The sequence below is a fragment of the Devosia litorisediminis genome (assembly GCF_018334155.1).
GTDB classification, from domain to species: domain Bacteria; phylum Pseudomonadota; class Alphaproteobacteria; order Rhizobiales; family Devosiaceae; genus Devosia; species Devosia litorisediminis.
In genome coordinates this window covers 1,388,736-1,410,983 of sequence record NZ_JAGXTP010000001.1, presented here as the reverse complement: position 1 = coordinate 1,410,983, position 22,248 = coordinate 1,388,736, and the positions used below count along the sequence as shown (strand labels likewise).

25 protein-coding genes are annotated in these 22,248 nt (G+C 62.1%); 12 read left to right on the top strand and 13 right to left on the bottom strand.

Going from position 1 to position 22,248, the window contains the following annotated elements; genetic code table 11:
* The first annotated feature begins 13 nt into the window (after window positions 1-13).
* Entirely contained in the window at window positions 14-1,192 is a 1,179-nt protein-coding gene (rnd, locus tag KD146_RS06785) for a ribonuclease D (protein ID WP_212657953.1), read from the top strand.
* 3 nt (window positions 1,193-1,195) lie between these two features.
* Here rnd and KD146_RS06780 read toward each other — a convergent pair whose 3' ends face one another.
* Genes KD146_RS06780 through KD146_RS06765 form a run of 4 tightly spaced genes read right to left on the bottom strand, consistent with a single transcriptional unit; the run spans window position 1,196 to window position 6,734 of the window.
* On the bottom strand, window positions 1,196-2,731 hold the full coding sequence (locus KD146_RS06780; protein ID WP_212657952.1) for a Ppx/GppA phosphatase family protein: 1,536 nt from the start codon (window positions 2,729-2,731) through the stop codon (window positions 1,196-1,198).
* A 2-nt stretch (window positions 2,732-2,733) separates the two neighbouring features.
* On the bottom strand, window positions 2,734-4,899 hold the full coding sequence (locus KD146_RS06775; RefSeq protein ID WP_212657951.1) for an RNA degradosome polyphosphate kinase: 2,166 nt from the start codon (window positions 4,897-4,899) through the stop codon (window positions 2,734-2,736).
* A complete protein-coding gene (locus KD146_RS06770; RefSeq protein ID WP_212657950.1) occupies window positions 4,892-5,638 on the bottom strand; it encodes a P-loop NTPase family protein in 747 nt (248 codons plus the stop codon). The genes KD146_RS06775 and KD146_RS06770 overlap by 8 nt, the downstream gene beginning before the upstream one ends.
* Window positions 5,616-6,734: an AI-2E family transporter gene (locus KD146_RS06765; RefSeq protein WP_212657949.1), complete on the bottom strand. Its 1,119-nt coding sequence runs from the start codon at window positions 6,732-6,734 to the stop codon at window positions 5,616-5,618. The genes KD146_RS06770 and KD146_RS06765 overlap by 23 nt, the downstream gene beginning before the upstream one ends.
* Before the next feature lie 134 nt (window positions 6,735-6,868).
* Between KD146_RS06765 and purM the strand changes: the two genes are divergently transcribed.
* From purM to KD146_RS06745, 4 genes are all read left to right on the top strand, one after another.
* Window positions 6,869-7,945 carry a phosphoribosylformylglycinamidine cyclo-ligase gene (gene purM, locus KD146_RS06760; protein ID WP_212657948.1) on the top strand — a complete coding sequence of 359 codons (1,077 nt, stop codon included), beginning with the start codon at window positions 6,869-6,871 and terminating at the stop codon, window positions 7,943-7,945.
* Window positions 7,942-8,532 (top strand): phosphoribosylglycinamide formyltransferase, encoded by a 591-nt coding sequence (purN, locus tag KD146_RS06755; protein WP_212657947.1) that lies wholly within the window; start codon window positions 7,942-7,944, stop codon window positions 8,530-8,532. The genes purM and purN overlap by 4 nt, the downstream gene beginning before the upstream one ends.
* 109 nt (window positions 8,533-8,641) lie before the next feature.
* Entirely contained in the window at window positions 8,642-9,532 is an 891-nt protein-coding gene (locus KD146_RS06750) for a DMT family transporter (RefSeq protein WP_212657946.1), read from the top strand.
* 49 nt (window positions 9,533-9,581) lie between these two features.
* Window positions 9,582-9,791, top strand: coding sequence for a hypothetical protein (locus KD146_RS06745; RefSeq protein ID WP_212657945.1), 210 nt, complete (start codon window positions 9,582-9,584; stop codon window positions 9,789-9,791).
* Between the two features lie 60 nt (window positions 9,792-9,851).
* Here KD146_RS06745 and gatB read toward each other — a convergent pair whose 3' ends face one another.
* The 3 genes from gatB to KD146_RS06730 all read right to left on the bottom strand — a co-directional run bounded on the left by gatB (window position 9,852) and on the right by KD146_RS06730 (window position 12,276).
* Window positions 9,852-11,351: an Asp-tRNA(Asn)/Glu-tRNA(Gln) amidotransferase subunit GatB gene (gene gatB / locus KD146_RS06740; protein WP_212657944.1), complete on the bottom strand. Its 1,500-nt coding sequence runs from the start codon at window positions 11,349-11,351 to the stop codon at window positions 9,852-9,854.
* Between the two features lie 89 nt (window positions 11,352-11,440).
* The gene (locus KD146_RS06735) at window positions 11,441-11,953 is read right to left on the bottom strand and encodes a GNAT family N-acetyltransferase (RefSeq protein WP_212657943.1); all 513 of its coding nucleotides are present in this window, start codon (window positions 11,951-11,953) and stop codon (window positions 11,441-11,443) included.
* An 11-nt stretch (window positions 11,954-11,964) separates the two neighbouring features.
* Window positions 11,965-12,276, bottom strand: a complete 312-nt coding sequence (locus KD146_RS06730; RefSeq protein ID WP_212657942.1) for a chorismate mutase — start codon at window positions 12,274-12,276, stop codon at window positions 11,965-11,967.
* A gap of 248 nt (window positions 12,277-12,524) precedes the next feature.
* On the opposite strand from KD146_RS06730, the gene KD146_RS06725 reads away from it, so the two are divergent.
* Together KD146_RS06725 and KD146_RS06720 are read left to right on the top strand one after the other, a co-directional pair.
* A complete protein-coding gene (locus KD146_RS06725) occupies window positions 12,525-12,782 on the top strand; it encodes a YjhX family toxin (RefSeq protein WP_212657941.1) in 258 nt (85 codons plus the stop codon).
* A gap of 122 nt (window positions 12,783-12,904) precedes the next feature.
* Entirely contained in the window at window positions 12,905-13,549 is a 645-nt protein-coding gene (locus KD146_RS06720; protein ID WP_212657940.1) for a DUF998 domain-containing protein, read from the top strand.
* Here the strand turns inward: KD146_RS06720 and KD146_RS06715 are convergent.
* The 5 genes from KD146_RS06715 to KD146_RS06695 all read right to left on the bottom strand — a co-directional run bounded on the left by KD146_RS06715 (window position 13,536) and on the right by KD146_RS06695 (window position 16,917).
* Complete coding sequence (locus KD146_RS06715) at window positions 13,536-13,853, bottom strand: hypothetical protein (protein WP_212657939.1); 318 nt, start codon at window positions 13,851-13,853, stop codon at window positions 13,536-13,538. The two genes, KD146_RS06720 and KD146_RS06715, sit on opposite strands and share 14 nt — an antisense overlap.
* A gap of 117 nt (window positions 13,854-13,970) precedes the next feature.
* Window positions 13,971-15,455 carry an Asp-tRNA(Asn)/Glu-tRNA(Gln) amidotransferase subunit GatA gene (gene gatA / locus KD146_RS06710; RefSeq protein ID WP_212657938.1) on the bottom strand — a complete coding sequence of 495 codons (1,485 nt, stop codon included), beginning with the start codon at window positions 15,453-15,455 and terminating at the stop codon, window positions 13,971-13,973.
* Window positions 15,456-15,529: 74 nt separating this feature from the next.
* Window positions 15,530-16,012 carry a GNAT family N-acetyltransferase gene (locus tag KD146_RS06705; protein WP_212657937.1) on the bottom strand — a complete coding sequence of 161 codons (483 nt, stop codon included), beginning with the start codon at window positions 16,010-16,012 and terminating at the stop codon, window positions 15,530-15,532.
* Complete coding sequence (gene gatC / locus KD146_RS06700) at window positions 16,013-16,300, bottom strand: Asp-tRNA(Asn)/Glu-tRNA(Gln) amidotransferase subunit GatC (protein WP_212657936.1); 288 nt, start codon at window positions 16,298-16,300, stop codon at window positions 16,013-16,015.
* Between the two features lie 83 nt (window positions 16,301-16,383).
* On the bottom strand, window positions 16,384-16,917 hold the full coding sequence (locus tag KD146_RS06695; RefSeq protein WP_212657935.1) for a hypothetical protein: 534 nt from the start codon (window positions 16,915-16,917) through the stop codon (window positions 16,384-16,386).
* A gap of 69 nt (window positions 16,918-16,986) precedes the next feature.
* Between KD146_RS06695 and ruvX the strand changes: the two genes are divergently transcribed.
* Window positions 16,987-17,448 carry a Holliday junction resolvase RuvX gene (gene ruvX / locus KD146_RS06690; RefSeq protein ID WP_212657934.1) on the top strand — a complete coding sequence of 154 codons (462 nt, stop codon included), beginning with the start codon at window positions 16,987-16,989 and terminating at the stop codon, window positions 17,446-17,448.
* On the opposite strand, the gene KD146_RS06685 is transcribed toward ruvX, so the two are convergent.
* Window positions 17,445-18,407 carry an AraC family transcriptional regulator gene (locus KD146_RS06685; RefSeq protein ID WP_212657933.1) on the bottom strand — a complete coding sequence of 321 codons (963 nt, stop codon included), beginning with the start codon at window positions 18,405-18,407 and terminating at the stop codon, window positions 17,445-17,447. The two genes, ruvX and KD146_RS06685, sit on opposite strands and share 4 nt — an antisense overlap.
* A gap of 137 nt (window positions 18,408-18,544) precedes the next feature.
* On the opposite strand from KD146_RS06685, the gene KD146_RS06680 reads away from it, so the two are divergent.
* From KD146_RS06680 to pyrC, 4 genes are all read left to right on the top strand, one after another.
* Window positions 18,545-19,372, top strand: a complete 828-nt coding sequence (locus KD146_RS06680; protein ID WP_212657932.1) for an SDR family oxidoreductase — start codon at window positions 18,545-18,547, stop codon at window positions 19,370-19,372.
* Window positions 19,369-19,803, top strand: coding sequence for a DUF4345 domain-containing protein (locus KD146_RS06675; protein ID WP_212657931.1), 435 nt, complete (start codon window positions 19,369-19,371; stop codon window positions 19,801-19,803). The genes KD146_RS06680 and KD146_RS06675 overlap by 4 nt, the downstream gene beginning before the upstream one ends.
* Before the next feature lie 73 nt (window positions 19,804-19,876).
* Entirely contained in the window at window positions 19,877-20,866 is a 990-nt protein-coding gene (locus tag KD146_RS06670) for an aspartate carbamoyltransferase catalytic subunit (RefSeq protein ID WP_212657930.1), read from the top strand.
* Entirely contained in the window at window positions 20,863-22,155 is a 1,293-nt protein-coding gene (gene pyrC / locus KD146_RS06665) for a dihydroorotase (RefSeq protein ID WP_212657929.1), read from the top strand. The genes KD146_RS06670 and pyrC overlap by 4 nt, the downstream gene beginning before the upstream one ends.
* Window positions 22,156-22,248 lie beyond the last annotated feature (93 nt).

Sequence of the window (22,248 nt, the reverse complement as noted above, 5' to 3'; positions counted from 1 at the left end):
GACGGACGCTCGTATGGACCTCATAGTATCAACAGATGTGCTCGCCGATTTTTGCGAGCGCGCTGCCAAGTTCGATTTTGTGACGGTAGATACAGAGTTCCTCCGGGAAACCACTTACTGGCCAAAACTCTGTCTCATCCAGGTCGCGACCGATGACGAGGCCGTACTGATTGATCCACTCGCGCCGGATTTCGATCTCAGCCCGTTTTATGATTTGCTGGCCAATCCCGATGTGACCAAGGTTTTCCATGCCGCCCGGCAGGATGTCGAGATTTTCGTCAAGGCCACGGGTCAGGTCCCTGCCAATATCTTCGACACCCAGGTGGCGGCCAGCGTCTGCGGATTTGGCGACAGTGTCTCCTATGACAATCTGGTGCGCTCCATCACCAGTGTCGAACTCGACAAATCCAGCCGCTTCACCGATTGGTCGGCCCGTCCGCTCTCGGAAAAGCAGCGCCTATATGCCATCGCCGACGTCACCCATCTGCGCGACATCTATCGCGAACTGCGCAAGCAGGTAGCAGCCACACGGCGCGGCGACTGGGTGGAAGATGAAATGGGCGTCCTGCGCAGCATCGACACCTATGTCGTCCAGCCTGAACAGGCCTGGGTGCGCCTCAAGATGAAGATCAACCGCCCCCGCGATCTGGCAGCGCTGAAAAAGCTGGCTGCCTGGCGCGAGCAGCGCGCACAGGATACCGATCAGCCGCGCAGCCGCGTGCTCAAGGACGATGTGCTGTTCGAACTGGCCATGCAGCGCCCACTCACCCCCGATGCTTTTGAGCGCCTGCGCATGGTGCCGCGCGGTTTTGGCCGCAGTTCGGCCGCTGGCGACATTATGGCCCTGCTCAAGCAGGTCGAGGACATTCCCAAGTCCGAGCTGCCCAGCATGCCCGAGCGCTATCGCGGCCCCTCGCCCAAGGGCGCTGTCGGTGATCTGGTGCGCGTTCTGCTCAAGGCCGTCGCCGAGCAGAATGGCGTCGCCGCCCGCATCATTGCCACCTCAGACGAAATTGACGCACTGGTGCTCGATGACGAGGCCGACGTGCCCGCCCTCAAAGGCTGGCGCCGCAAACTGTTTGGTGAAAAGGCGCTGGCCATCAAGCATGGCCGCATCGGTCTGGTGGCAACCCGCAAGGGTATTGTCGAGATCGAAGTCAAAGAACCCAAGCAGTCCGCTGCCGCCGAATAGGCCCTAGCGCACCACGATCCTGGCTGTCTTGAAGCCCGCCACACCGGCGAAGGTTTCAAGCCGGTTCTGCAGATGCTCGCCGTCCAGAAAGGCGAGATCGCTCGGCAGCACCAGCCAAAGTGCATCATCATCCAGCTCGAACCGGATGCGCGGCAACACGCCCGGCATGGCCGCCGTCATCGGATAGGCAACCCGGAACAACGTTCCGATAACCCGCGCCCGCTGCGTCAGCTCGGCACTGCCCAGCTTTACCAGCGATGCCGCGGCCTTGCTCTTGGGGCCGTCATAGCGAATGGCGATGATCTGGGCTAGGAACGCCCGACCGGGATGATCCACACCGCTCAGCGAGCCATAGGCCACAGCATCAATACTCTGCGAGCCGCGATAATCGGGATGCGCGCGCCAGCCAATATCAGCCAGCAGGCACGCCACGGTGCGCAACCGCGCTTCCTCGCTGCTTTCCTGCACACCGGTCACGGCCAGAAACTGGCCGGTGAACTCGATCAGGTCATTGGCATGGGCCGGCGAGCGCGAGCGCAGTACCGAAAGCTCCTCGGCCCCCTGGATCAGGGGATCAATCGCCTGCTCGCGCTTGTCCAGCATGCCGTAGAGATAGCCCTCACGCACACCCAGCGCTGAAAACACCACATCCTTGAACTGGCCGGCCTTGAGCACTTCGGCCAGCACGGCGGCACCGAACGGCACCAGTTCGCGCCGCGACGAGCTGACCTGATCGGCCCCCTCATAGCCCTTGAGCGAGCTGGCGCCGACAATCTCGCCGCAGAATTCCAGCATTTCCTCGGCCGAAACCACATAGTGCTGCACCATGTGCAGCGGATATTTGCGCACGATCTGATGCAACTTGGCCAGCGCACGCCAGGTGCCACCAATGGCCGCAAAAGAGGTCCCCTTGCTGGCCTTGGACAGCACCGAATCCTTGAGCCGCTCCCGCACAATGCTTGCCGCCTTGCTGGGCGAGCCATTGCTGTCGTCCTGCAGGCGGATCACGCCCAGCTCGAACGACTGCCCATCGGTATCATTGCCGTTGAGGATGTTGGAGAGCTCAAGGCTCCCCCCGCCCAGATCACCAACCGTACCGGCAAAATTGGAAATGCCCGCTACCGCGCCAAGCGCCGCGTAATGGGCCTCCTGCTCGCCGCTGAGCACCTGCACTTCGCTTTCCATCAGCGCTTCGACCGTGCTGACAAACTCTTCGCGGTTGGCCGCATCACGCACCGCTGATGTGGCCAGGATGAACACCTTGCCCACCCGCATCATCCGGCTGACCAGCGCAAACCGCTTAATCGCGTTCAGCGCCTGCGCCATATTGGCATCGGCCAGTCGGCCCGTCTGACCAACCCCGCGCCCCAGGGCGCAGGCGGATTTTTCGTTGTAAAGCGGCGTCAGCGCGCGCGCATGACGCTCATAAACGACCAGACGAACTGAGTTGGAGCCGATATCGAGCACCGCCACGGGCTTGGCGCCCTTGATCCGGCCTTGTGCTGTCGGGTCGGCATCAACGCCCCAGAACTTGTTCAAGCCTAGTCCTCATCTGCCTCGACCATGCCGGCACTGCCGCGTCCGGACAGCGAAGGATTGGTCATGAAGTAGTCATGCGCATTGAACGGCTCTTCGCCCTCACCCACACGCACGCGATGCGAACTGCCATCGGGCAGCACTTCCCAGCTCTGCTGGTTGTCGCGCAGATAGGCAACCAGAATTCGATCGAGGATTTGCTTATGCACGGTGTTGTTGAGAATCGGCACCATCACCTCGACCCGACCATCGAGATTGCGGCCCATCAGATCGGCTGAGGAAATATAGACCTTGGCGCGCGGATTGGGCATCGGCTCACCATTGCCAAAGCAATAGATGCGGCTGTGTTCAAGGAACCGGCCCACGACCGATTTGACCCGGATATTATCCGAGAACCCCGGAATACCCGGCCGCAGGCAGCAGATGCCGCGCACGATCAGATCCACCTTCACCCCGGCCTGGCTGGCATTGTAGAGCCCGTCAATAATCTGCGGATCCACCAGCGAGTTCATCTTGAGCAGAATGCTGGCAGCCTGCCCGCCACGGGCCAGCTCGATCTCGTGATCGATATCGTCGAGCAATTGCTGGCGCAGATTGACCGGCGACACCGCAATGGTCTCAAGCTCGGTCGGCCGGGCATAACCGGTGATGAAATTGAACACCCGCGCCACGTCCCGCGTGATCGCCGGATCGATCGTGAAATAGCTCAGATCGGTATAAATCTTGGCGGTGATCGGGTGATAATTGCCGGTACCGATATGGCAATAGCTGACCAGCTTGCCCTTTTCGCGCCGCACTACCTGGCTCAGCTTGGCGTGGGTCTTGAGCTCGATAAAGCCGAACACCACCTGTGCCCCGGCCCGCTCCAGATCGCGCGCCCAGCGAATATTGGCCTCTTCATCAAACCGCGCCTTGAGCTCAACAAGACAGGTCACCGACTTGCCCGCTTCAGCCGCCAGCACCAGCGCCTTGATGATCGGGCTGTCCGCCGAGGTGCGATACAGCGTCTGCTTGATCGCCACCACATCGGGGTCACGCGCCGCCTGCATCAGGAACTGCGCCACCACGTCGAAGCTTTCGAACGGGTGGTGCACCAGAATGTCCTTGGCGCGAATGGCGGCGAAACTGTCGCCATTATAGTCGCGGATCCGCTCGGGAAAGCGCGCGTGATAGGGCGTGAACTTCAGATCAGGCCGGTCGACATCGCAGACCTTGCTCGCATCGGCCAGTCCCAGAAAACCCTGCACCTCAAACACGTCGACTTCTTTGACGCCGAGCTGCTCGCCAATCTGTCGTTTCAGGGCCCGGGGCGTCGAGCTTTCGATCTCCATGCGGATCACCTGACCGCGCCGCCGCTGCCGCAGCGCGCTCTCAAATTCCACCACCAGATCGGCCGCTTCGTCGTCGATTTCGATTTCGCTGTCGCGGATCACCCGGAAGGCGCCCGAACCGGCCACGGTATGGCCGGGGAACATCTTGTGGAAGAACAGCTTGACCAGCGTGTCGATGGTCACGACCTCGCTGCGCCCCTCCGATACCAGGCTGCCCGGCAGGTTGATGAAACGATCCAGATTGCCTGGAATACGCACCAGCGCGGTCAGAGGCTGATCGCTATCGGGTCGCTTGAGTTCAAACGCCAGCGCCAGACCCAGATTGGGGATGAACGGGAACGGATGCGCCGGATCGACGGCAATCGGGGTCAGGACGGGAAATATCTCTTCGCGGAACAGCTTTTCGAGATAGCTCACCTGATCAGGCGTCAGATCATCCTGCTCGTGAATCACCACATTTTGCGCGAACAGTTCCTCGCGCAGCTCCTGCCAGTGATCCTGCTGTTCCAGCTGCAGATGCTGCGCCAGCGTGGCAATTTCCTCCAGCTGCTCGCCGGGCGTCAGCCCATCGGCGCTCTGCTTGGACAGCCCTGCCCGCAGCTGGCCCTTCAGCCCCGCCACACGCACCATGTAGAATTCATCGAGATTGTTGGCCGATATCGACACAAAGCGCAGCCGCTCCAGCAACGGGTGATGCACATTGCCCGCCTCTTCGAGCACCCGCATGTTGAACTGCAGCCAGCTGACCTCGCGATTGACGAACCGCGCCGGGCTCGTGCGCAGCGCCTCGCTGTCAGGCGCTGAACCGTCAGTGTCGGAAAACTCGCTCATGTCATTCATCGGCTTCGATATCCCAGTCCTGTTCATCGCGCATCTCGCCATTTTCGGCGCTGCGGCGATCGAGTGCATCGGCGGCGATACTGCGGGTAATGGCGCTGCCCTTTGCCAGGGCGAGCCTATCCATCAGATCGGCAAGAAGCACGGCTTCTTCGGCGGAACGCTCCATGCGCGCCACCAAATAGCCGATTATCTTGGGATCGACCTTGATCTGGCGATCCCCGAACAACTTCACGAACATCTGTGACAATTGGATGTCGTCCGTCATCTCCAGCGTGAATGCCGTGGCCCGCCGGACCCGCGAGCGCACATCATCGGTCGCCAGCGGCCACTGCGCAACCTCTTCACGTGCGGTAAGCAGGATCGGTCGCCCATCGCGCAGCGATTGGTTGAGCAGGTGAAACAGTCCCGCCTCGTCATAACCCAGCCGGTCCACATCCTCGACGATAAGCGGATCGCGGCCGCCCTGTGTTGCCAAGGCCTGCAGGTCATCCACCCCTGCCACGCGTGCGCCGCTGCGGTCGGCAAAGATACGCGCCAGATGCGATTTTCCCGATTTGGCAGGTCCCATCAGCAGCGTTACCGGCTCGGACCATTCGGGAAATGCCATGATGCGGCTATGGGCCAGACTATTGCCTTCACCGACCAGAAAGTCAGCTTCGCCTTGCGCTGGGGTGTGGTCGAGCTCCAGGGCCAGCTGACGGGTCGTTCCGGCGCCTTCAGGGAGCACTGGTGGTGTCATTGGTGTCACCATTGTGCTCGGGCACGATCAGCCCGCCATTATGCCCCAGATAAAGGCTGCTGGCTTTGTACTTGCTCACGCCATAGCGCACCAGCACACCCACAATTGCCGCCAACGGCACCGCCAGCAACAGGCCAACAAAGCCAAATAGCGCGCCAAAGGCCAGCAAGGCAAACATCAGCCACACCGGATTGATGTTGATGCTCGAGCCAACCAGCTTGGGATAAAGGATGTTGCCCTCGATGAACTGCCAGACCATGAAAATGGCCGCAACGGCCACTACCATCCAGTAATTGGGCCAGAACTGCACCAGGGCGATGCCGATCGACAGCGAGAAGCCAAAGGCAAATCCCATGAACGGCACAAAACTTAGCAAGCCGCTGATCAGCCCCACGGCCAACCCGAAATTCAGGCCGATCAGGCTCAGCGCCGTTGCATAATAGACCGCGTCAATCAGCAACACACCGCCCTGTCCGCGGATCACCCCGGCCATCGACTTGTCGATATCGCTCAGAATGCCATTGATCTCTGGCTTGTGGTCCCGTGGCAGCAGTCCCTGAAGCCCACGCACCATGCCCTCCCACTCCAGCAGCAGATAGAACGCCACCACAGGGGTCAGGATGGTCACGCCGATCACGGCGGCGCCGGTATAGCCGATATTGACCAGCTCGGCGGGCAGCGTCGCGATAAAGCCCAGCGCCTGGCGCGCCAGATCATTGATCGAGGTCTGGAACTGCGCAGCGCGCTCGGGCCCCAGCCACTCATTGATCGAGGGCGACCATTCGGTAATCAGGCCCTGCAGATCCGAAACATAGCCCGGCAGGCGCTGCAGCAGGCCAATGATCTGCTGGCCGACCAGCGGCACGAACATGAAGAACAGGCCGACAAATATGGTGATCACGCTGAGCAGCACGACGGCCGTGGCCCAGCCGCGGCTGAAATGCCAGCGCTGCAGTTGATTGACCAGCGGATTGAGCAGATAAGCCAGCGCCGCGCCAACTACAAATGGCAGCATGATCCCGCGGAACAGCCACAACAGCAGGATCAGCACAACAAGGAAGGCAATCCAGATCAGGACTTGATTTCTCAGGGTCATGGTGATGTGCGGCCCTTGCGTCGCTGTGGTGGAGAAGCTATCAGGCCGTCTAACTTCCGGCTCCGGAGTTGGCAACCGCCTTGCTCATCCGGTGACGGCTTTGCGCACGCTTTCCCCATAGAGGTCCGAAGTCCATGTCTGACAAGCAAAACCTGACATCAAACGGACTTTCATACAAGCAGGCAGGCGTCGACATCGATGCCGGCAATGCACTGGTCGAAGCCATCAAGCCAGCGGTACGCTCCACGCGTCGCCCGGGCGCCGACGGCGAGATCGGTGGATTTGGTGGTTTGTTCGATCTCAAGGCCGCCGGCTTCACCGATCCGGTGCTGGTTGCAGCCAATGACGGCGTCGGCACCAAGCTCAAGATCGCCATTGATACGGGCAACCATTCCACCATCGGGCAGGACCTGGTGGCCATGTGCGTCAACGACATTATCGTGCAGGGCGCCGAGCCGCTGTTCTTCCTGGACTACTTCGCCACCGGCAAGCTGGACGTCGAACAGGGCACCGCCATTGTCTCGGGCATCGCCGAAGGCTGCCGCCTGTCTGGCTGCGCGCTGATCGGCGGCGAAACCGCTGAAATGCCCGGCATGTATTCGGGCAAGGATTATGATCTGGCGGGCTTTGCCGTTGGCGCCGCCGAGCGTGGCACCCTGCTGCCCCGCCCCGACATTGCCGCTGGCGATACGCTGGTCGCCATCGCCTCCTCGGGCGTCCATTCCAATGGCTATTCGCTGGTCCGCAAGATCGTCGACCTTTCCGGCCTCGACTGGACCGCTGATGCCCCGTTCGCACCGGGCACCCCGCTGTCGGAAGCCTTGCTGACCCCGACCCGCATTTATGTGAAGTCCCTGCTTTCGGCCCTCAAGGCCGGACTGGGCATCAAGGCACTGGCCCACATCACCGGCGGCGGCTTCATTGACAACATCCCCCGCGTGCTGCCCGACCATCTCGCCGCCCATGTCGACCTGAGCGCCATCACCGTGCCAAAGGTCTTCGGCTGGCTCAGCAAGGTCGGCGGTGTCGATCAGCACGAAATGCTGCGCACCTTCAATTGCGGCGTCGGCATGCTGGTGGCGGTTGACCCCGCCGATGCCGACAATTTGGTCGCCCATCTCAACGCTGCTGGCGAAATCGCTGCGGTGGTTGGCAAGCTTACCGACCGCACGGATGAGCCCGTGACCTTCGAAGGCGCGCTCTCGCTGTGACCCGCAAGCGCGTCGGCATTCTGATCTCGGGCCGCGGCTCCAACATGTCCGCCCTGATTGCCGCCGCTCAGGCCCCCGATTACCCCGCCGAAATCGTCGGTGTGCTGTCCAACCGCGCCGCCGCGGCTGGTCTGGTGACCGCAGCCGAACACGGCATCGCCACGGCCTCGCTGGCGCAGAGCAAATTTCCCAGCCGCGACATGTTCGAAGACGTCATGACCCAGACGCTGGAAAGCTGGGACGTCGACTATGTCTGTCTGGCCGGGTTCATGCGCATTCTGGGCGCGGACTTCGTCAATCACTGGGCCGGTCGGATGATCAACATCCACCCTTCGCTGCTGCCGCTCTATAAGGGTCTGGACACCCACGCGCGGGCCCTTGCCGATGGGGCCGCCACCCATGGCTGCACCGTCCACTTCGTCACCCCCGGTCTCGACGAAGGCGCGCCTATCCTTCAGGCCCAAGTGCCCGTTTTGCCCGGTGACACCCCCGACAGCCTTGCAGCGCGCGTACTAGTCCAGGAGCACCGCATATACCCCGAAGCGCTGCGGCTGCTCGCTTCCGGCCAGATCGCTGCCCTAACCTGAGCCATTCCGCCCCTGGCGGACCCATCACCAAAATTGATGGCTGTATCGTCAAAATCGGTTCGACCTTTGTTCCCTGCGGGCATAGCGTGCCCCCGCGAAGGAGACCGCAATGGAACGCCGTGACTGGTTCTTGATCATAATGCTCGGCGCCATCTGGGGCTGCTCGTTCATCTTCAATGCGGTGCTGATCCGCGAAATCGGCCCCATCTGGGTCACCTCGTTCCGCGTTGGCATTGGCGCCATTGGCTGCTGGGTCTTCCTGCTGCTGCGGCGCAAACCCATCCCCCGCGATCCCATGCTCTGGATCAAGCTGGGTGGGCTGGGCATTTTGGCCTACGCCATTCCCTTCGCCCTGTTCCCCCTCGCCCAGGCCAATCTCGCCAGTGGTGTTGCCGCCATCATCAATGCGCTGACCCCGCTGGTCACCGTCATCGTCAGCCATTTCTGGCTCGGCGGCGAAAAGGCCTCACGCATCAAGATGACCGGCGTCACCGTCGGCTTTGCCGGAGCCTTCATTCTGGCCTGGCCCGCCCTCTCCACGGGCGGCGATTCGCGCCTGTGGGCTATTGGCGCCTGCCTGCTGGCCACGCTGTGCTACGCGCTCTCGCTCAACATCACCCGCAGCTTCAAAGCCATTGAACCCACGGCACTGGCCTCCATCGCGCTCACTGGCGCCGCTACTGTCTCCATTCCGGTCGCCTTCATCACCGAGGGCACGCCCGTCATGGTGCGCCCCGAAACCTGGCTGGCGGCCATTGCCATCGGCCTGATGTCGACAGCCTTCACCTTCCAGGTCATGTATCGCATCCTGCCGCGCGTCGGCCCGACCAACTTCGCCACGACCACTTTCATCGCCCCCATCTCGGCGGTAATTCTGGGCGTGACAGTGCTGCGCGAAACGGTCCTGCCCATCCAGATTCTGGGCATGTTCGTCATCTTTACCGGCCTGCTGCTGATTGATGGCCGCATCGGCAAACTCTGGCGCCGCGTCGCCACCTGATCGGAACAAGCCGGGCCATCACACGTTCCTTGTCCAAAGGAGCATCTTGATGACCCAGTCCGACCCCGATCAGACCCCCGATATCGATCCCACCACGACCCCGGAGGTCACCCCGCAGCCCGAGCCGGCTCAGCCGCAGCCGGTCGATCCGGTGCCACCGCAGCCGCGCGAGCTGCCCGTGGCCCCGCCGGTCGAGGAGCCGCAGCCCACCATCCAGCCCGAGCTGCCGCCCGAACCGGGCCACGATCCCAATCCCTGAGAACAAAAAAAAGCGGCCAGTGTTTCCACTGGCCGCTTTCGTATCTGCGTGCGCCAGGCGCTATTCGATGCCGAGCTTGTTCTTCATCAGCTCATTGAGCGCCTGCGGGTTCGCCTTGCCGCCCGAAGCCTTCATCGCCTGACCGACAAACCAGCCAATCATGGTCGGCTTGGCTTTGACCTTTTCGACCTGCTCGGGATTGGCGGCAATGATCTCATCCACGATCGCTTCAATGGCGCCCATATCGGTCACCTGCTTCATGCCGCGACGCTCGACGATCTCGGCGGGCTCACCCTCGGGCTCTTCGGCGATGATCACCTGCAGCAGGTCCTTGGCGCCCTTGGACGAAATCGTCCCTGCCGCCATCAGATCAACAATCCCTGCAATCTGGCTGGGCTGCAAATGGGTTTCCCAGATCGCCAGGCCCTGGCTGTTGGCAAACGCGGCGACGTCGGCATTGAGCATATTGGCCACGGCCTTGCCATCGCGCTTGGCGCCACCAAAGGCCACAACCGACTCGAAGTAATCCGCCGTTTCGCGGTCGAGCGTCAGCACCATCGCATCATAGGGCGTCACGCCGAAATCGCTGATGAAACGCGCCTTTTTCTCGTCTGGCAGCTCGGGAAGGCCATCGGCCAGCGCCGACACGAACGCATCGTCGAATTCAAGCGGCAGCAGGTCAGGATCGGGGAAGTAGCGATAGTCCTGCGCATCTTCCTTGGAGCGCATTGAGCGCGTCTCGCCCGCCTTGGGGTCATACAGCCGCGTTTCCTGGTCGATGGTGCCGCCATCTTCAAGAATATCGATCTGGCGCCGCGCCTCGAACTCGATGGCCTGGCCGGCAAAACGGATCGAGTTCACATTCTTGATCTCGCAGCGCGTGCCGAATTCACCGCCCGGGCGGCGCACTGAGACATTGACGTCGGCGCGCATCGAGCCCTGCTCCATATTGCCGTCGCAGGTGCCCAGATAGCGCAAGATCGAGCGCAGCTTGGCCAGATATTCCTTGGCTTCCTCGGACGACCGCAAATCGGGCTTGCTGACGATCTCCATCAGCGCCACGCCGGCACGATTGAGATCGACAAAGCTCATATTGGGGTGCTGGTCATGCAGCAGCTTGCCCGCATCGGTTTCCAGATGCACGCGCTCGATACCGATCTCGACCTGATCGCCATTCATGTCGAGCGCCACCACACCCTCGCCGACAATCGGATCCTTGTACTGCGAGATCTGGTAACCCGGCGGCTGGTCGGGATAGAAATAGTTCTTGCGGTCAAACACGCTGCGCTTGTTGATCTTGGCCTTCAGGCCCAGCCCGGTACGCACGGCCTGACGCACGCATTCGATATTGATGGTGGGCAACATGCCCGGCATGCCCGCGTCCACAAACGAGACATTGGCGTTTGCCGGATTGCCGAAGGCCGTCGACGAACCGGAGAACAGCTTGCTCTCGGAAGTGACCTGCGCGTGCACTTCCATACCGATGATGACTTCCCAGTCACCGGTCGAACCGGCAATGAAGCTCTTGGGATTGGGCGTGCGCGTGTCGATGAGGGTCAATTGAGCATCCTGCGAGGCAAGGCGAAACGATGCCAAACGCATAGAGCCTGAGCCGTGTTGATGCAATGGTTTGAGCGCCTTTGGCTGCGCTAATCCTCGTGTCCCAGGTCACCATCAAAGGGCAGCAGCCGCTTTTCCAGATGCACGCTCATGAACGGCTCATGCGCGTCGCGACCATCCGAGCGCAGCGCCAGAATGCGGTAGCCCTGCTTTTCGTAAAACCGCACCGCCGGTACATTGTCCGCTGGGGTCTCCAGATGGACCCGCTCGGCACCAGCCAGCTCGAGCATTGATTCCATGCGCCGCAGCAGCGCCGAGCCCAGCCCGTTGCGCTGCAATTCGGGCATTACGAACAGATAGGGAATGTAGCTTCGCCGCGCCGCCCGCGAGCACCAGCCCACCACGATCCCGTCGACCTCCGCCACGATGATCCGGCTGATCGTTTCGGCCACCACCTGGGTCAGCCGGTACTTTTCGGATTCGCGCAGCCCCGGCTGCGCCGCAAGCAATGGGTAAATCCCGTGTTCCCAGGCCTGAAAGGCAATATCGGCTAGTCTCCTGGCATCCGCGCTGTCCGCTTTGCGAATGGTGATGCCTGGCATGGTGACCTCCGCTATCCGCGGCGCCGCGCCGCGATGATGCCCTTCTCGTAATTGATGTTCCAGTCGATCAGGGTCCGCCATACAAGTTCGGCCTGATCTTCATCAAGATCAAGAGCCAAACTGCGCTCGCGGATTTTACCGATCACCGCCTCGATGCGCGCTGGATCACGCGCCTCATGGGGATCCGTCTTGATCTCGGCCATCCGCGTCACATAGCGGTGCCGCTCGGCAAACAGGTTCAGCAACAGACCGTCGATCCGGTCGATTTCGGCGCGGACATCGTCCTTGGTCTGGCAGTCGGCAGGGGCGGCTTGAGTGGTCACGGCAGGTTCCAGTCCTCTTGGGCTGTTGCTGGTTTGCACCGACCGGGCGATGATTTCAACCGCCCTACTTGTGCAAAATAAGCCTGCTCCTATATCAAACCCGCATGTCTACTCAGTCTGAAGCCCGCTAAAGCCTCGTTCAATTGTGACGAGGCATAAATGAACCAGTCAGCCGCCGGGCGTGATGCCGGCCGCTGATAGCGTTTATGCGTGGCTGTACTGCCGCGCCATTTGGCGACAGACGTTCAATGGATATCTCAAGAGACGAACAGCGGGTGCTCCATGCCCTCGCTCAGGGTGGCTGTATTGCGCTCACCCGCAACCAGGCTGGCAAGACCGTAGGCCTGGAAATGTTCAACCGCGAAGGCTGGTTGATGAACACCTGCACCATGCTGCTGTTCAAAAAACTCAAGGCCAGGAAGGCCATCAAATCCTGCAATGGGCAGCCCTACCGAATCACCCGACGCGGCCTGGAACTGGTCCGCAGTGAATATGACAACCGGTAGCCTCAGCGTTACCAAAGAGCCCTCGGACCAGTTCCGAGGGCCGCTCTGGGTGCCCTCCATCAAGCTCGTGATTTGACTTTGCCCGTGCGGCCCGGCCCACTCCGCACAACACGGAGACCCTCATGCCCGGCCAGATTCGCCTAGGCGCCATTTTCTGGCTGCTCACCGTCGAGTTCTTCATTGCCCAGTTCGTCGCCCAGGCGGCGTGGCCGGGCTATTCCATGCTCACCAACGACATCAGCCTGCTCGGCGTCACCAGTTGCGGCACCTATCTCAATCCGGCGCCTGACGGCATCATGCCGGTCTGCTCTCCGCTCAGCCTGGTGTTCAATCTGGGCATGGCGCTCAACGGTGTACTGGTCGTGCTCGGCGTCTGGTTCACCCGCGATCTCTGGCCCCAGACAAAACTCAAGATTGCTGCATTATGGCTGCTCGCGCTGGGCGGCGACGGCACCATGCTGGCGGGCGCCTTCCCGCTCGACACCATCCCGGCGATGCATGTGATTGGCGCTGCCCTGGCGCTGGGGCTGGCCTGCTTCGGCTTCATGCTGATGGCCAAGGTCGTCTGGCAGACGCACCGTGCATTCGCCATCTATAGCCTGACCACAGGCGTTCTGGCCCTGCTCGGCTTCGTGCTTTATGTGGCGGAGATCTATCTGGGGGGGCGCGGCACTGTCGAACGGCTGGCCGCCTGGCCACAAACGCTCTGGTATATCGTCACCGGCGCGCTGATCCTGCGCGGCAAGCTGCGCTTTAGTGCTTCGTGATATCGCTGAGCACCGCTGCGATGTGTTCCCACTCGCTGGCCACGCTCGCGGTCGCACGCTTCTTGCCAGCCCGGCGATACCAGTAGTCGGCATTGCCCATATCGGCTTCAATCCAGTGCATCAGGGCATGCACCCAGTCGAACGCCTGCACCCCTTCCATCGCCTGGACAATATTGTGCGCCTGTTCCCACTCGGGTCCAACCCGCAACTCGCCCTTTTTGAGCCACCACAGCGCCTGCAGCGGCATGGAGAGATCCTTGGGTGGTTCGGACCAGTCCTGGGTCGTGAAAACGTCAGTGGCCATCGGAGATACTCTTGTTGGCCCCGACGCCGCACGCGGCGGCGTCACTACCAGTTTCAGTTTGTGCATCTGCGCCAGATAAGGTGGAACAGCCCCACGATCAAGTAGCGCCTTTGCGGCCTACCACCAGGGCTTGGGGGAGAAATCCATATCGGCGCTGCGTTCGATGACCCGCGCCGTGGCAAACAGCGTCTCTTCATCAAACGGCTTGCCGATCAGCTGAAGACCCAGTGGCAGCCCCTGACCATCCTTGCCCGCCGGCACGGCAATGCCGGGCAGACCAGCCATGTTCACCGTCACCGTGAAGATGTCGTTGAGGTACATCTTGACCGGATCATTGGCCATCGCCTCATCGCCAATGCCGAACGCGGCAGAGGGTGTGGCTGGGGTCAGAATGGCGTCGACACCAGCGTGGAAGGCGTCTTCAAAGTCTTTCTTGATCAGCGTGCGGACCTGCTGCGCCTTGACGTAATAGGCGTCGAAATAGCCGGCGGACAGCACATAGGTGCCGATCATGATGCGGCGCTTCACCTCGCGGCCAAACCCGGCCGCCCGGGTCAGCTCATACATGTCGGTAATGTCCTTGCCGGTAACGCGCAGGCCATACTTGACGCCGTCATAGCGCGCCAGATTGGACGACGCCTCGGCGGGTGCCACGATGTAATAGGCTGGCAGGGCATACTTGGTGTGCGGCAGGCTGATATCCTTGACCGTGGCACCCTCTGCCTTGAGCCAGTCCAGGCCCTGCTGCCACAGCTTTTCGATCTCGGCGGGCATGCCTTCAAGGCGGTATTCGCGCGGCACGCCAATGGTCAGACCCTTTACGCCACGCTCAACGGCAGCAGCAAAATCAGGCACGGCCATATCCACACTGGTCGAATCCTTGGCGTCGAAACCGGACATCGAGGTCATCATCAGCGCCGCATCTTCAACCGAGCGGGCAATCGGGCCGGCCTGATCGAGCGAGGAAGCAAACGCCACCGTGCCCCAACGCGAGCAACGGCCATATGTCGGCTTGATACCGACCGTGCCGGTAAAGGCTGCGGGCTGGCGGATCGAACCGCCGGTATCAGTCGCCGTCGCACCAGCGCACAGCCAGGCAGCCACGGCCGCAGCCGAACCACCCGAAGACCCACCAGGCACCAGATTGGCATTGCTGCCTTCGGCGCGGAACGGGTTGATCACATTGCCGTAATAGCTGGTTTCGTTGGACGAGCCCATGGCGAACTCATCCATGTTCAGCTTGCCCAACATCACCGCGCCGTCGCGCCACAGATTTGCTGTCACGGTTGATTCGTATTCCGGCTTGAAGCCATCCAGAATGTGGCTGGCAGCCTGGGTGTGCACACCCTTGGTGGCGAACAGGTCCTTGATGCCCAGCGGAATGCCTTCAAGCGTGCCGCCCTGCCCCTTGGCCAGCTTCTCGTCGCTGGCCTTGGCCATCTCGAGCGCCTGCTCACCCGTGACCGCAACATAGGCGTTCAGGCTGGGATTGGCCTTATCGATCGCGCCCAGATACGCCCCGGTCAATTCGCTCGAGGTGAAGCTCTTGTCGACGAGGCCCTTGCGGGCGGCGGCCAGGCTCAGTTTGGTCAGGTCAGTCAAAACGGATCTCGCTCAGAAAGGTCGTAGCGGTTCGGCGCAATCGCGCCGGATGAATTGGTCGTCGTCAGGTCGGCCTAGGCCGGTTGCGCCACGGTCAGCGGCATTTCAAAAAACGCCGACCATTCGCTGTCAGGATAGTCCAGAAACGGGCCGCGAGCCACAAAGCCGCTGCGCTCGTAAAGTCGGTGCGCACCATCGAAACCTGGGCCGGTTCCGGTTTCCAGCATCACCGTGGCCAGCTCCTTGTCGCGCGCCAGCGCGATAATGGCCGCCAACAGGGCCGTACCCACACGCTGGCCGCGCACTTCTGGCAGGGTGAACATGCGTTTGACCTCACCCAGTGCGCTCGAGTGCACCTTCAGAGCCCCCATGCCTACTGCCGTGCCGGCCTCATCGCGCGCCACAAAAACGCTGGTATCGACACCCGACATCTGTTCCACGCTCATCTTGAACTGGAATTCGGGCGGTGACAGCGGCAGCAGATGCTCATTGAGCTGGGCCACAAGCCCGCGCACGTCATCCTGCAACGCCGTCTCAAGGGCGATGCTGATGCTCATCTATTCGATCACCTTGGGCACCATGAAGAAATTGTCTTCGCTCAGTGGCGCATTGGCGACGATCTTTTCGGGGTACTCGCCGTCGCTGACCACATCGTCGCGCAGGCGCAATGTCATCGGCATTACCGAGGTCATCGGGGCCACACCCTCAACATCGACTTCGCTCAGCTGCTCGACGAAACCCAGGATCGCATTGAGCTCTTCCTGATAGGCGCCAACCTCATCGTCTTCAATGCGGATGCGCGCCAGGCTCCCAATGCGCTTAACGGTCTTGGCGTCGACGGACATAGCTAACTCCACAAGGATCGTATTTGCCGCTTCAATAACAACCGTGCGGCACAAAAGACAATGAAAATGGCTGATGCGTCGGATCAGATTTCTACAGCCAACCCGGCTTCCAGCGCCAGCAGGGCCGCACCGTCCAACACATCGCGTAACGCCCCTATTGCCTGATCCAGTGCCGCCTCGTCACCGGCCAGCGCCAATAGGCGCGGCCCGCGCCCCGCCAGCACCGCCTGCCCGGCACCGCTCAAGGCTTCCCCATCGCCAAACAACACCACCACGGCCCCATCGGCCCAGCGGCCCAGTTCGGGCACAGGGCCCTTGATCAGCAACAGCACCGGCTCCCCGGGAGCCTCGACCAAGAGAGCCCCCGGTCCCGCCTGCCAGCACGCCACCGCGGGCTCTGTGGCTTCTTCATCCAGCGGACGCTGCGCCTTGCGGGGCCGCCATTGGGCGCTATCGACCGCCTCAAGCCCAGCGCCGAAATTCTCCACCACGCAGTCGGCGCCCGACACCAGCTCGCTGGCGACAATCTGTGCCGGTGCCCCGGCGGCGTCGATCACCAGAATCACGCCGCCAATGTGAATGCGGGCGGTCGTGCCGCCGAACCAGGTGAGTTTCATCGCCGCTTTCCAGTCGCCAAATGCCGCCGCACCCTATAGGACACCACCATTGTGGCAAGCGAGCACGACATGACCGAAGAATACGCCAATCCACTGGCGGCGATTCCCCCCCGGGGCAAGATTCTGGGCCTCGACCTGGGCACCAAGACCATTGGCGTGGCTGTCTCGGACGGCATGCGCTACTCGGCCACCCCGCTCGAAACCATCAAGCGCACCAAGTTCACTGCCGACGCCATCCGGCTCGACGAACTCATTGCCGAGAACACCATTGTCGCCATCATTCTGGGCCTGCCCCTCAATATGGACGGCTCCGAAGGTCCGCGCGTGCAATCGACCCGCGCCTTTGCCCGCAGCCTGGCCCAACGCATTACCCTGCCCATCGCCTTCTGGGATGAGCGCCTCTCGACCAGTGCCGTCACCCGCATGATGATCGAGGCCGATATGCGCCGCGACCGCCGCGCCGAGGTCGTCGATAAACTGGCCGCCAGTTACATCCTGCAGGGTGCGCTGGATCGTCTGCGCCACGACTAGCGCGCAATCGCCTCGCGCCGCGCCGCGCCCGGCGACACCCCGAAGAACTGCTTGAACGCCCGCCCAAACGCGGCCTCCGAATTATAGCCTGCCCGCGCGCCGATCACCCCGACCGGCTGCCCGCTCTCGAACAATGCCGCACGCGCCAGATGCAGCCGCCATTGCGTGACATACTGCATGGCCGGCTGCCCCACCATGTCGGTAAACCGCGCCGAAAACGCCGAGCGTGACATGCCGGCGATATCGGCCAGCCCCGCCACGCTGACGTCTTCTGCTGCGCCGCGATGGATCTGCGCCAGCGCGCGCCCGATCTGCGGGTCGCGCAACGCTGCCAGCCACCCCAGATTGGCCTCTGGGGCCGTATCCAGCCAGCGCCGCAGCGCCTGAATCACCATGATATCGGCCAGCCGCGTCATCACGGTTTCGCCACCGGGTCGCAATGCTGCCGCTTCGCGCGCAATCAGCCGCAGCGTGCTCTGCATCCAGCTATCAACATCCTCATCCCAGGCATCCACCCGGATCACCGGTGGCAACAGCGAAATCAGGCGCTGCGCCGCCACATGATCAAACTGCACCACCCCGGTGGTCGCCCGCATCAGCGCACCGCCGCCGCCCCATTGCATCAATTCATAGCGCTCACTGACCTTGGTCGAGGGAATATCGAACAGCGGTGTGGTTGCAGCGCCCGGCGAACTGGCCAGCTCCACGCTCGTGCCATGCGGCAGCAACACCATGCTGCCCTGCTCCAGCATTTGCGGCGGGATATCGCGCATGCGCAGCCAGCCCCGCCCCGAAGTGACGATCATGAACAGCATCGCCCCGGGCAGCTGGGGCATCTCGATACCCCACGGCGCCGTCATCTCGGCACGGCAATACAATGTCCCGGTCAGGCGCAGCATATGCAGCACCTCACCCAGCGGATCGGTCAATGGCGGCGGTTGGAAATGCACATCACTCATGCAGGACGATTAGCCTAAAAGCAGCAAAACGTCCACACTTCTGGACGACCCGCATATTTAGAGCGACAAATCATCATTGTTAGTCCCGCTGCATCCGATCATCTTGTGGACATCGCAAACACCCAAGGATTTTCAGTATGTCCAGCATCCCCATCCTCGTCATCGGCGCTACCGGCAAGATCGGCAGTCGCGTCGCCGCCCGCCTGACCCAGGCCGGCTATCCCGTTCGCCCCGCCTCGCGCAGATCCACTCCGGCCTTTGACTGGGACGACCGCACCACCTGGGCCGCCACGCTTGCCGGTGCCGAAACAGCTTTTGTCAGCTATGTCCCCGACCTGGCAGAAGACGGCGCCCCCCAAGCCATCCAGGCTTTTACCGATCTGGCAGTCGCCGCAGGCCTGAAACGCCTCGTCCTGCTCTCGGGCCGCGGCGAGACCAATGCCCTGCGCAGCGAAGACATCCTCATGGCAGCCCCCATCGAGACCACCATTGTCCGCGCCAGCTGGTTCTTCCAGAATTTCAGCGAAGGCACTCTGCTGCCTTCCGTCCTCTCTGGCACGATTGCCATGCCCGCCGGCGACCGCCGCGAACCCTTCATCGATGCCGATGATGTCGCCGATGTCGCAGTGGCAGCCCTGACCGATCCGCGCCACGCCAACCAGCGGTATGAAATCACCGGCCCGCGCCTGCTCACTTTCGCCGAGGCCGCCGCCGTCATCGCAGCAACCGCCGGGATCGAACTGCAATACCTGCCCATCACGCTTGAGCAGTTCCACGCTGCCCTGCTGCCTGAGCTGGGTCAGCGCTATGCCGATCTGCTGACCAGGCTTTGCCAGGAAGTCTTTGATGGCCGCAACGAGGCGCTTGCCGATGGTGTGCAGCGCGCTCTGGGCCGGCCGCCGCGCGACTTCGCGGATTACGTCACAGCGACCGCCGCTTCGGGCGTCTGGCACCGCGCAGCATGAAGATCACAAGCGCCATCCGCCTCTACCTCACGGTCATTGCCGTCCTGACTCTGGCCCTGGGGGCCATGATCCTGTTCATGCCCGTCAACTTCTATGCCGGTTATGGTCTGGATCTGAGCGGCAAGGTCGACCTGCTCAACGAGTTGCGAGCGCCCGGCCTGTTCATGCTGGGCCTGGCAGGCTTTTGTACACTGGGCGTTATCCGAACCGATTTTCAACAGCCGGCCATCTGGCTCGGCAGCCTGTTCAATTTGAGCTACGGGTTGTCGCGGCTGCTGGGCTTTGCCGTCGATGGGCTGCCCCATGACGGGTTCATCGTCGCAGGCGCCGTTGAGCTCGTCCTGGGTCTTGCCGGATTGTCTCTGATCTGGTGGCAGACACGGTCGCGGCCAGCGCCAACACCGCTCCCAACCGCACGTCCCAGCCGTTGATATTCCCCGCTTGGGCCTTGCCCCTCCGCTTTCCCTCGGCTAGACCGCTGCAAATCATAGGGAATGGGAGCGCATGGCCCAAGCTCGCGCCAGCACAGCCTCGAATTCATCCGCCGGTGCCACCGGTGATTTTCCTCCTTTCAGTCAGCGCCATCTGCTCTCGATAGCCGATCTGCAGCAGCATGAGATCATTCAGCTGCTCGATCGCGCCGAAGCCATGGTGCCGATTTCCCGCCAGGAACGGAAAACCCACCCCACGCTCTCGGGCAAGACCCAGATCAACCTGTTTTTCGAGCCCTCCACGCGCACCCAGGCCTCCTTCGAGATCGCCGGCAAACGCCTCGGCGCCCTGGTCATGAACATGTCGGTCAAGACCAGCTCGGTCTCCAAGGGCGAAACCCTGATCGATACCGCAGCCACGCTCAACGCCATGCGTCCCGACGTTATCGTCGTGCGCCATTCGGCGGCCGGGGCGGTCGAACTGCTGAGCCAGAAGGTTGGCTGCGCCGTCATCAATGCCGGTGACGGGGCCCATGAGCACCCCACCCAGGCGCTGCTTGATGCCCTGACCATCCGCAATCACAAGGGCCGCATTTCGGGCCTGACCGTCGCCATCTGTGGCGATATTGCCAATTCGCGCGTGGTGCGCTCAAACCTGCTTTTGCTTGGCGCGCTCAATGTGCGCACCCGCGTCATTGCTCCGCGCAACCTGCTGCCCGCCGGCATCGAAAACCTCGCTACCGAGGTTTTCACCGACATGCGCGAGGGTCTGGCTGGCGCCGACGTTGTCATGATGCTGCGCCTGCAGCACGAACGCGCCCAGGGCCGCATGATCCCCTCGGTCCGCGAATATTACCATTTCTATGGGCTCGATGCCGAAAAGCTCGGCTATGCCAAACCCGACGCCATCGTCATGCATCCCGGTCCGATGAACCGCGGCGTCGAGATTGATCCCGCCATTGCCGACGGTCCGGCTTCCGTCATCACTGATCAGGTGGAAATGGGTGTCGCCGTGCGCATGGCCGTGCTCGATGCCCTGCTGTCGTCGGGAGACGCGTCATGACCCGCGCCACACTCATCGAGAACGCCCGCATCGTCGATCCGGCCACCGGCACCGATCATCTTGGCGCCGTGCTGATCGAAGATGGCATCATTGCCGAACTTGCCATCGGCGCGCCTATTGGCGTTCCAGACGGTGCCGAGGTGATCAATGCCAAGGGTCTGGTACTGGCGCCCGGCCTGATCGACATGCGCGTCTTCACGGGCGAGCCGGGCAAGGAGTATCGCGAAACCCTGCAATCGGCTGGCGAAGCCGCTGCAGCCGGGGGCATTACCAGCTTCGTGATGATGCCCGATACCACGCCCGTGGTGGATGATGGCGCGCTGGTTGACTTCCTGATCCGCCGCGCCAGGGCCACTTCAAAGGTCAATGTGCTGCCTGCAGGCGCCATCACCAAGGGTCTCAACGGCACCGAGATGACCGAATATGGCCTGCTCAAGGAAGCCGGTGCGGTCTGCCTCACCGATGGTCGCCATTCCATCCAGTCGCCCTCCATGCTGCGCACGGCCATGAGCTACGCCGCAAATTACGGTCTGACATTCGTCCACCACGTCTCCGACACCGATCTGACCGGTACCGGCGTGATGAACGAGGGCCTGTTCGCCACCATTCTGGGGCTGAAGGGTATTCCGCGCGAAGCCGAGACGATCCCGCTGGCCCGCGATCTGCAACTGGCCGCACTGACGGGCGTCAAGTACCACGCCGCCCAGATCTCCTGCGCGGCCGCGGTCGAGCTGGTGGCAGCGGCCAAGAAGCGTAACAGAGCCGTTACGGCTGGCATCTCGATCAACAATCTGGCGCTCAACGAAAACGACATTGGCCGCTATCGCACCTTCTTCAAACTCTCCACGCCGCTGCGCTCAGAAGATGATCGCCAGGCCATGATCCAGGCCCTGCGCGACGGCACCATCGACACCATCCATTCCGATCACGATCCCCAGGATACCGAGGTCAAGCGCCAGCCTTTCGCCGAAGCCTCCGACGGGGCCATTGGCCTTGAGACCCTGCTGGCTGCAGCCCTGCGTCTGGTTCATTCCGGCGATGTCGACCTGCTGACCGTACTGCGCGCCATGACCAGCCGCCCCGCTGACATTCTGGGTCTGCCATCAGGCCGCATTGCCAAGGGCGCACCCGCCGATCTGATCCTGTTCGATCTCGATTATCCCTGGCAGGTCAGCGAGACCGACATCCGCTCCAAGTCGCGCAATACCAGCTTCGAAGGCGCGCGTCTGGCGGGCAAGGTCATGCGCACTATCGTCGCTGGCGAGACCGTCCACACCCACATCGACTAGCCCCAAACACCAACGACCACCGGTCCGTCATCCCCACCCAACTGCACCGCCCCCCTTGCGGGAGAGGTTGGGAGGGGGGTATTTTCGCGCCTA

Excerpts from the sequence above, each read along its gene's own strand:
- KD146_RS06750 (WP_212657946.1), top strand. The coding sequence starts at position 8,642 with ATGGAACGCCGTGACTGGTTCTTGATCATAATGCTCGGCGCCATCTGG.
- purM (WP_212657948.1), top strand. The coding sequence starts at position 6,869 with ATGTCTGACAAGCAAAACCTGACATCAAACGGACTTTCATACAAGCAG.
- KD146_RS06680 (WP_212657932.1), top strand. The coding sequence starts at position 18,545 with ATGTCCAGCATCCCCATCCTCGTCATCGGCGCTACCGGCAAGATCGGC.
- KD146_RS06745 (WP_212657945.1), top strand. The coding sequence starts at position 9,582 with ATGACCCAGTCCGACCCCGATCAGACCCCCGATATCGATCCCACCACG.
- KD146_RS06705 (WP_212657937.1), bottom strand. The coding sequence starts at position 16,012 with ATGAGCATCAGCATCGCCCTTGAGACGGCGTTGCAGGATGACGTGCGC.
- gatC (WP_212657936.1), bottom strand. The coding sequence starts at position 16,300 with ATGTCCGTCGACGCCAAGACCGTTAAGCGCATTGGGAGCCTGGCGCGC.
- KD146_RS06725 (WP_212657941.1), top strand. The coding sequence starts at position 12,525 with ATGGATATCTCAAGAGACGAACAGCGGGTGCTCCATGCCCTCGCTCAG.
- KD146_RS06720 (WP_212657940.1), top strand. The coding sequence starts at position 12,905 with ATGCCCGGCCAGATTCGCCTAGGCGCCATTTTCTGGCTGCTCACCGTC.
- KD146_RS06685 (WP_212657933.1), bottom strand. The coding sequence starts at position 18,407 with ATGAGTGATGTGCATTTCCAACCGCCGCCATTGACCGATCCGCTGGGT.
- ruvX (WP_212657934.1), top strand. The coding sequence starts at position 16,987 with ATGACCGAAGAATACGCCAATCCACTGGCGGCGATTCCCCCCCGGGGC.
- KD146_RS06765 (WP_212657949.1), bottom strand. The coding sequence starts at position 6,734 with ATGACCCTGAGAAATCAAGTCCTGATCTGGATTGCCTTCCTTGTTGTG.
- KD146_RS06670 (WP_212657930.1), top strand. The coding sequence starts at position 19,877 with ATGGCCCAAGCTCGCGCCAGCACAGCCTCGAATTCATCCGCCGGTGCC.
- KD146_RS06770 (WP_212657950.1), bottom strand. The coding sequence starts at position 5,638 with ATGACACCACCAGTGCTCCCTGAAGGCGCCGGAACGACCCGTCAGCTG.
- pyrC (WP_212657929.1), top strand. The coding sequence starts at position 20,863 with ATGACCCGCGCCACACTCATCGAGAACGCCCGCATCGTCGATCCGGCC.
- KD146_RS06735 (WP_212657943.1), bottom strand. The coding sequence starts at position 11,953 with ATGCCAGGCATCACCATTCGCAAAGCGGACAGCGCGGATGCCAGGAGA.
- KD146_RS06675 (WP_212657931.1), top strand. The coding sequence starts at position 19,369 with ATGAAGATCACAAGCGCCATCCGCCTCTACCTCACGGTCATTGCCGTC.
- KD146_RS06695 (WP_212657935.1), bottom strand. The coding sequence starts at position 16,917 with ATGAAACTCACCTGGTTCGGCGGCACGACCGCCCGCATTCACATTGGC.
- KD146_RS06715 (WP_212657939.1), bottom strand. The coding sequence starts at position 13,853 with ATGGCCACTGACGTTTTCACGACCCAGGACTGGTCCGAACCACCCAAG.
- rnd (WP_212657953.1), top strand. The coding sequence starts at position 14 with ATGGACCTCATAGTATCAACAGATGTGCTCGCCGATTTTTGCGAGCGC.
- KD146_RS06775 (WP_212657951.1), bottom strand. The coding sequence starts at position 4,899 with ATGAATGACATGAGCGAGTTTTCCGACACTGACGGTTCAGCGCCTGAC.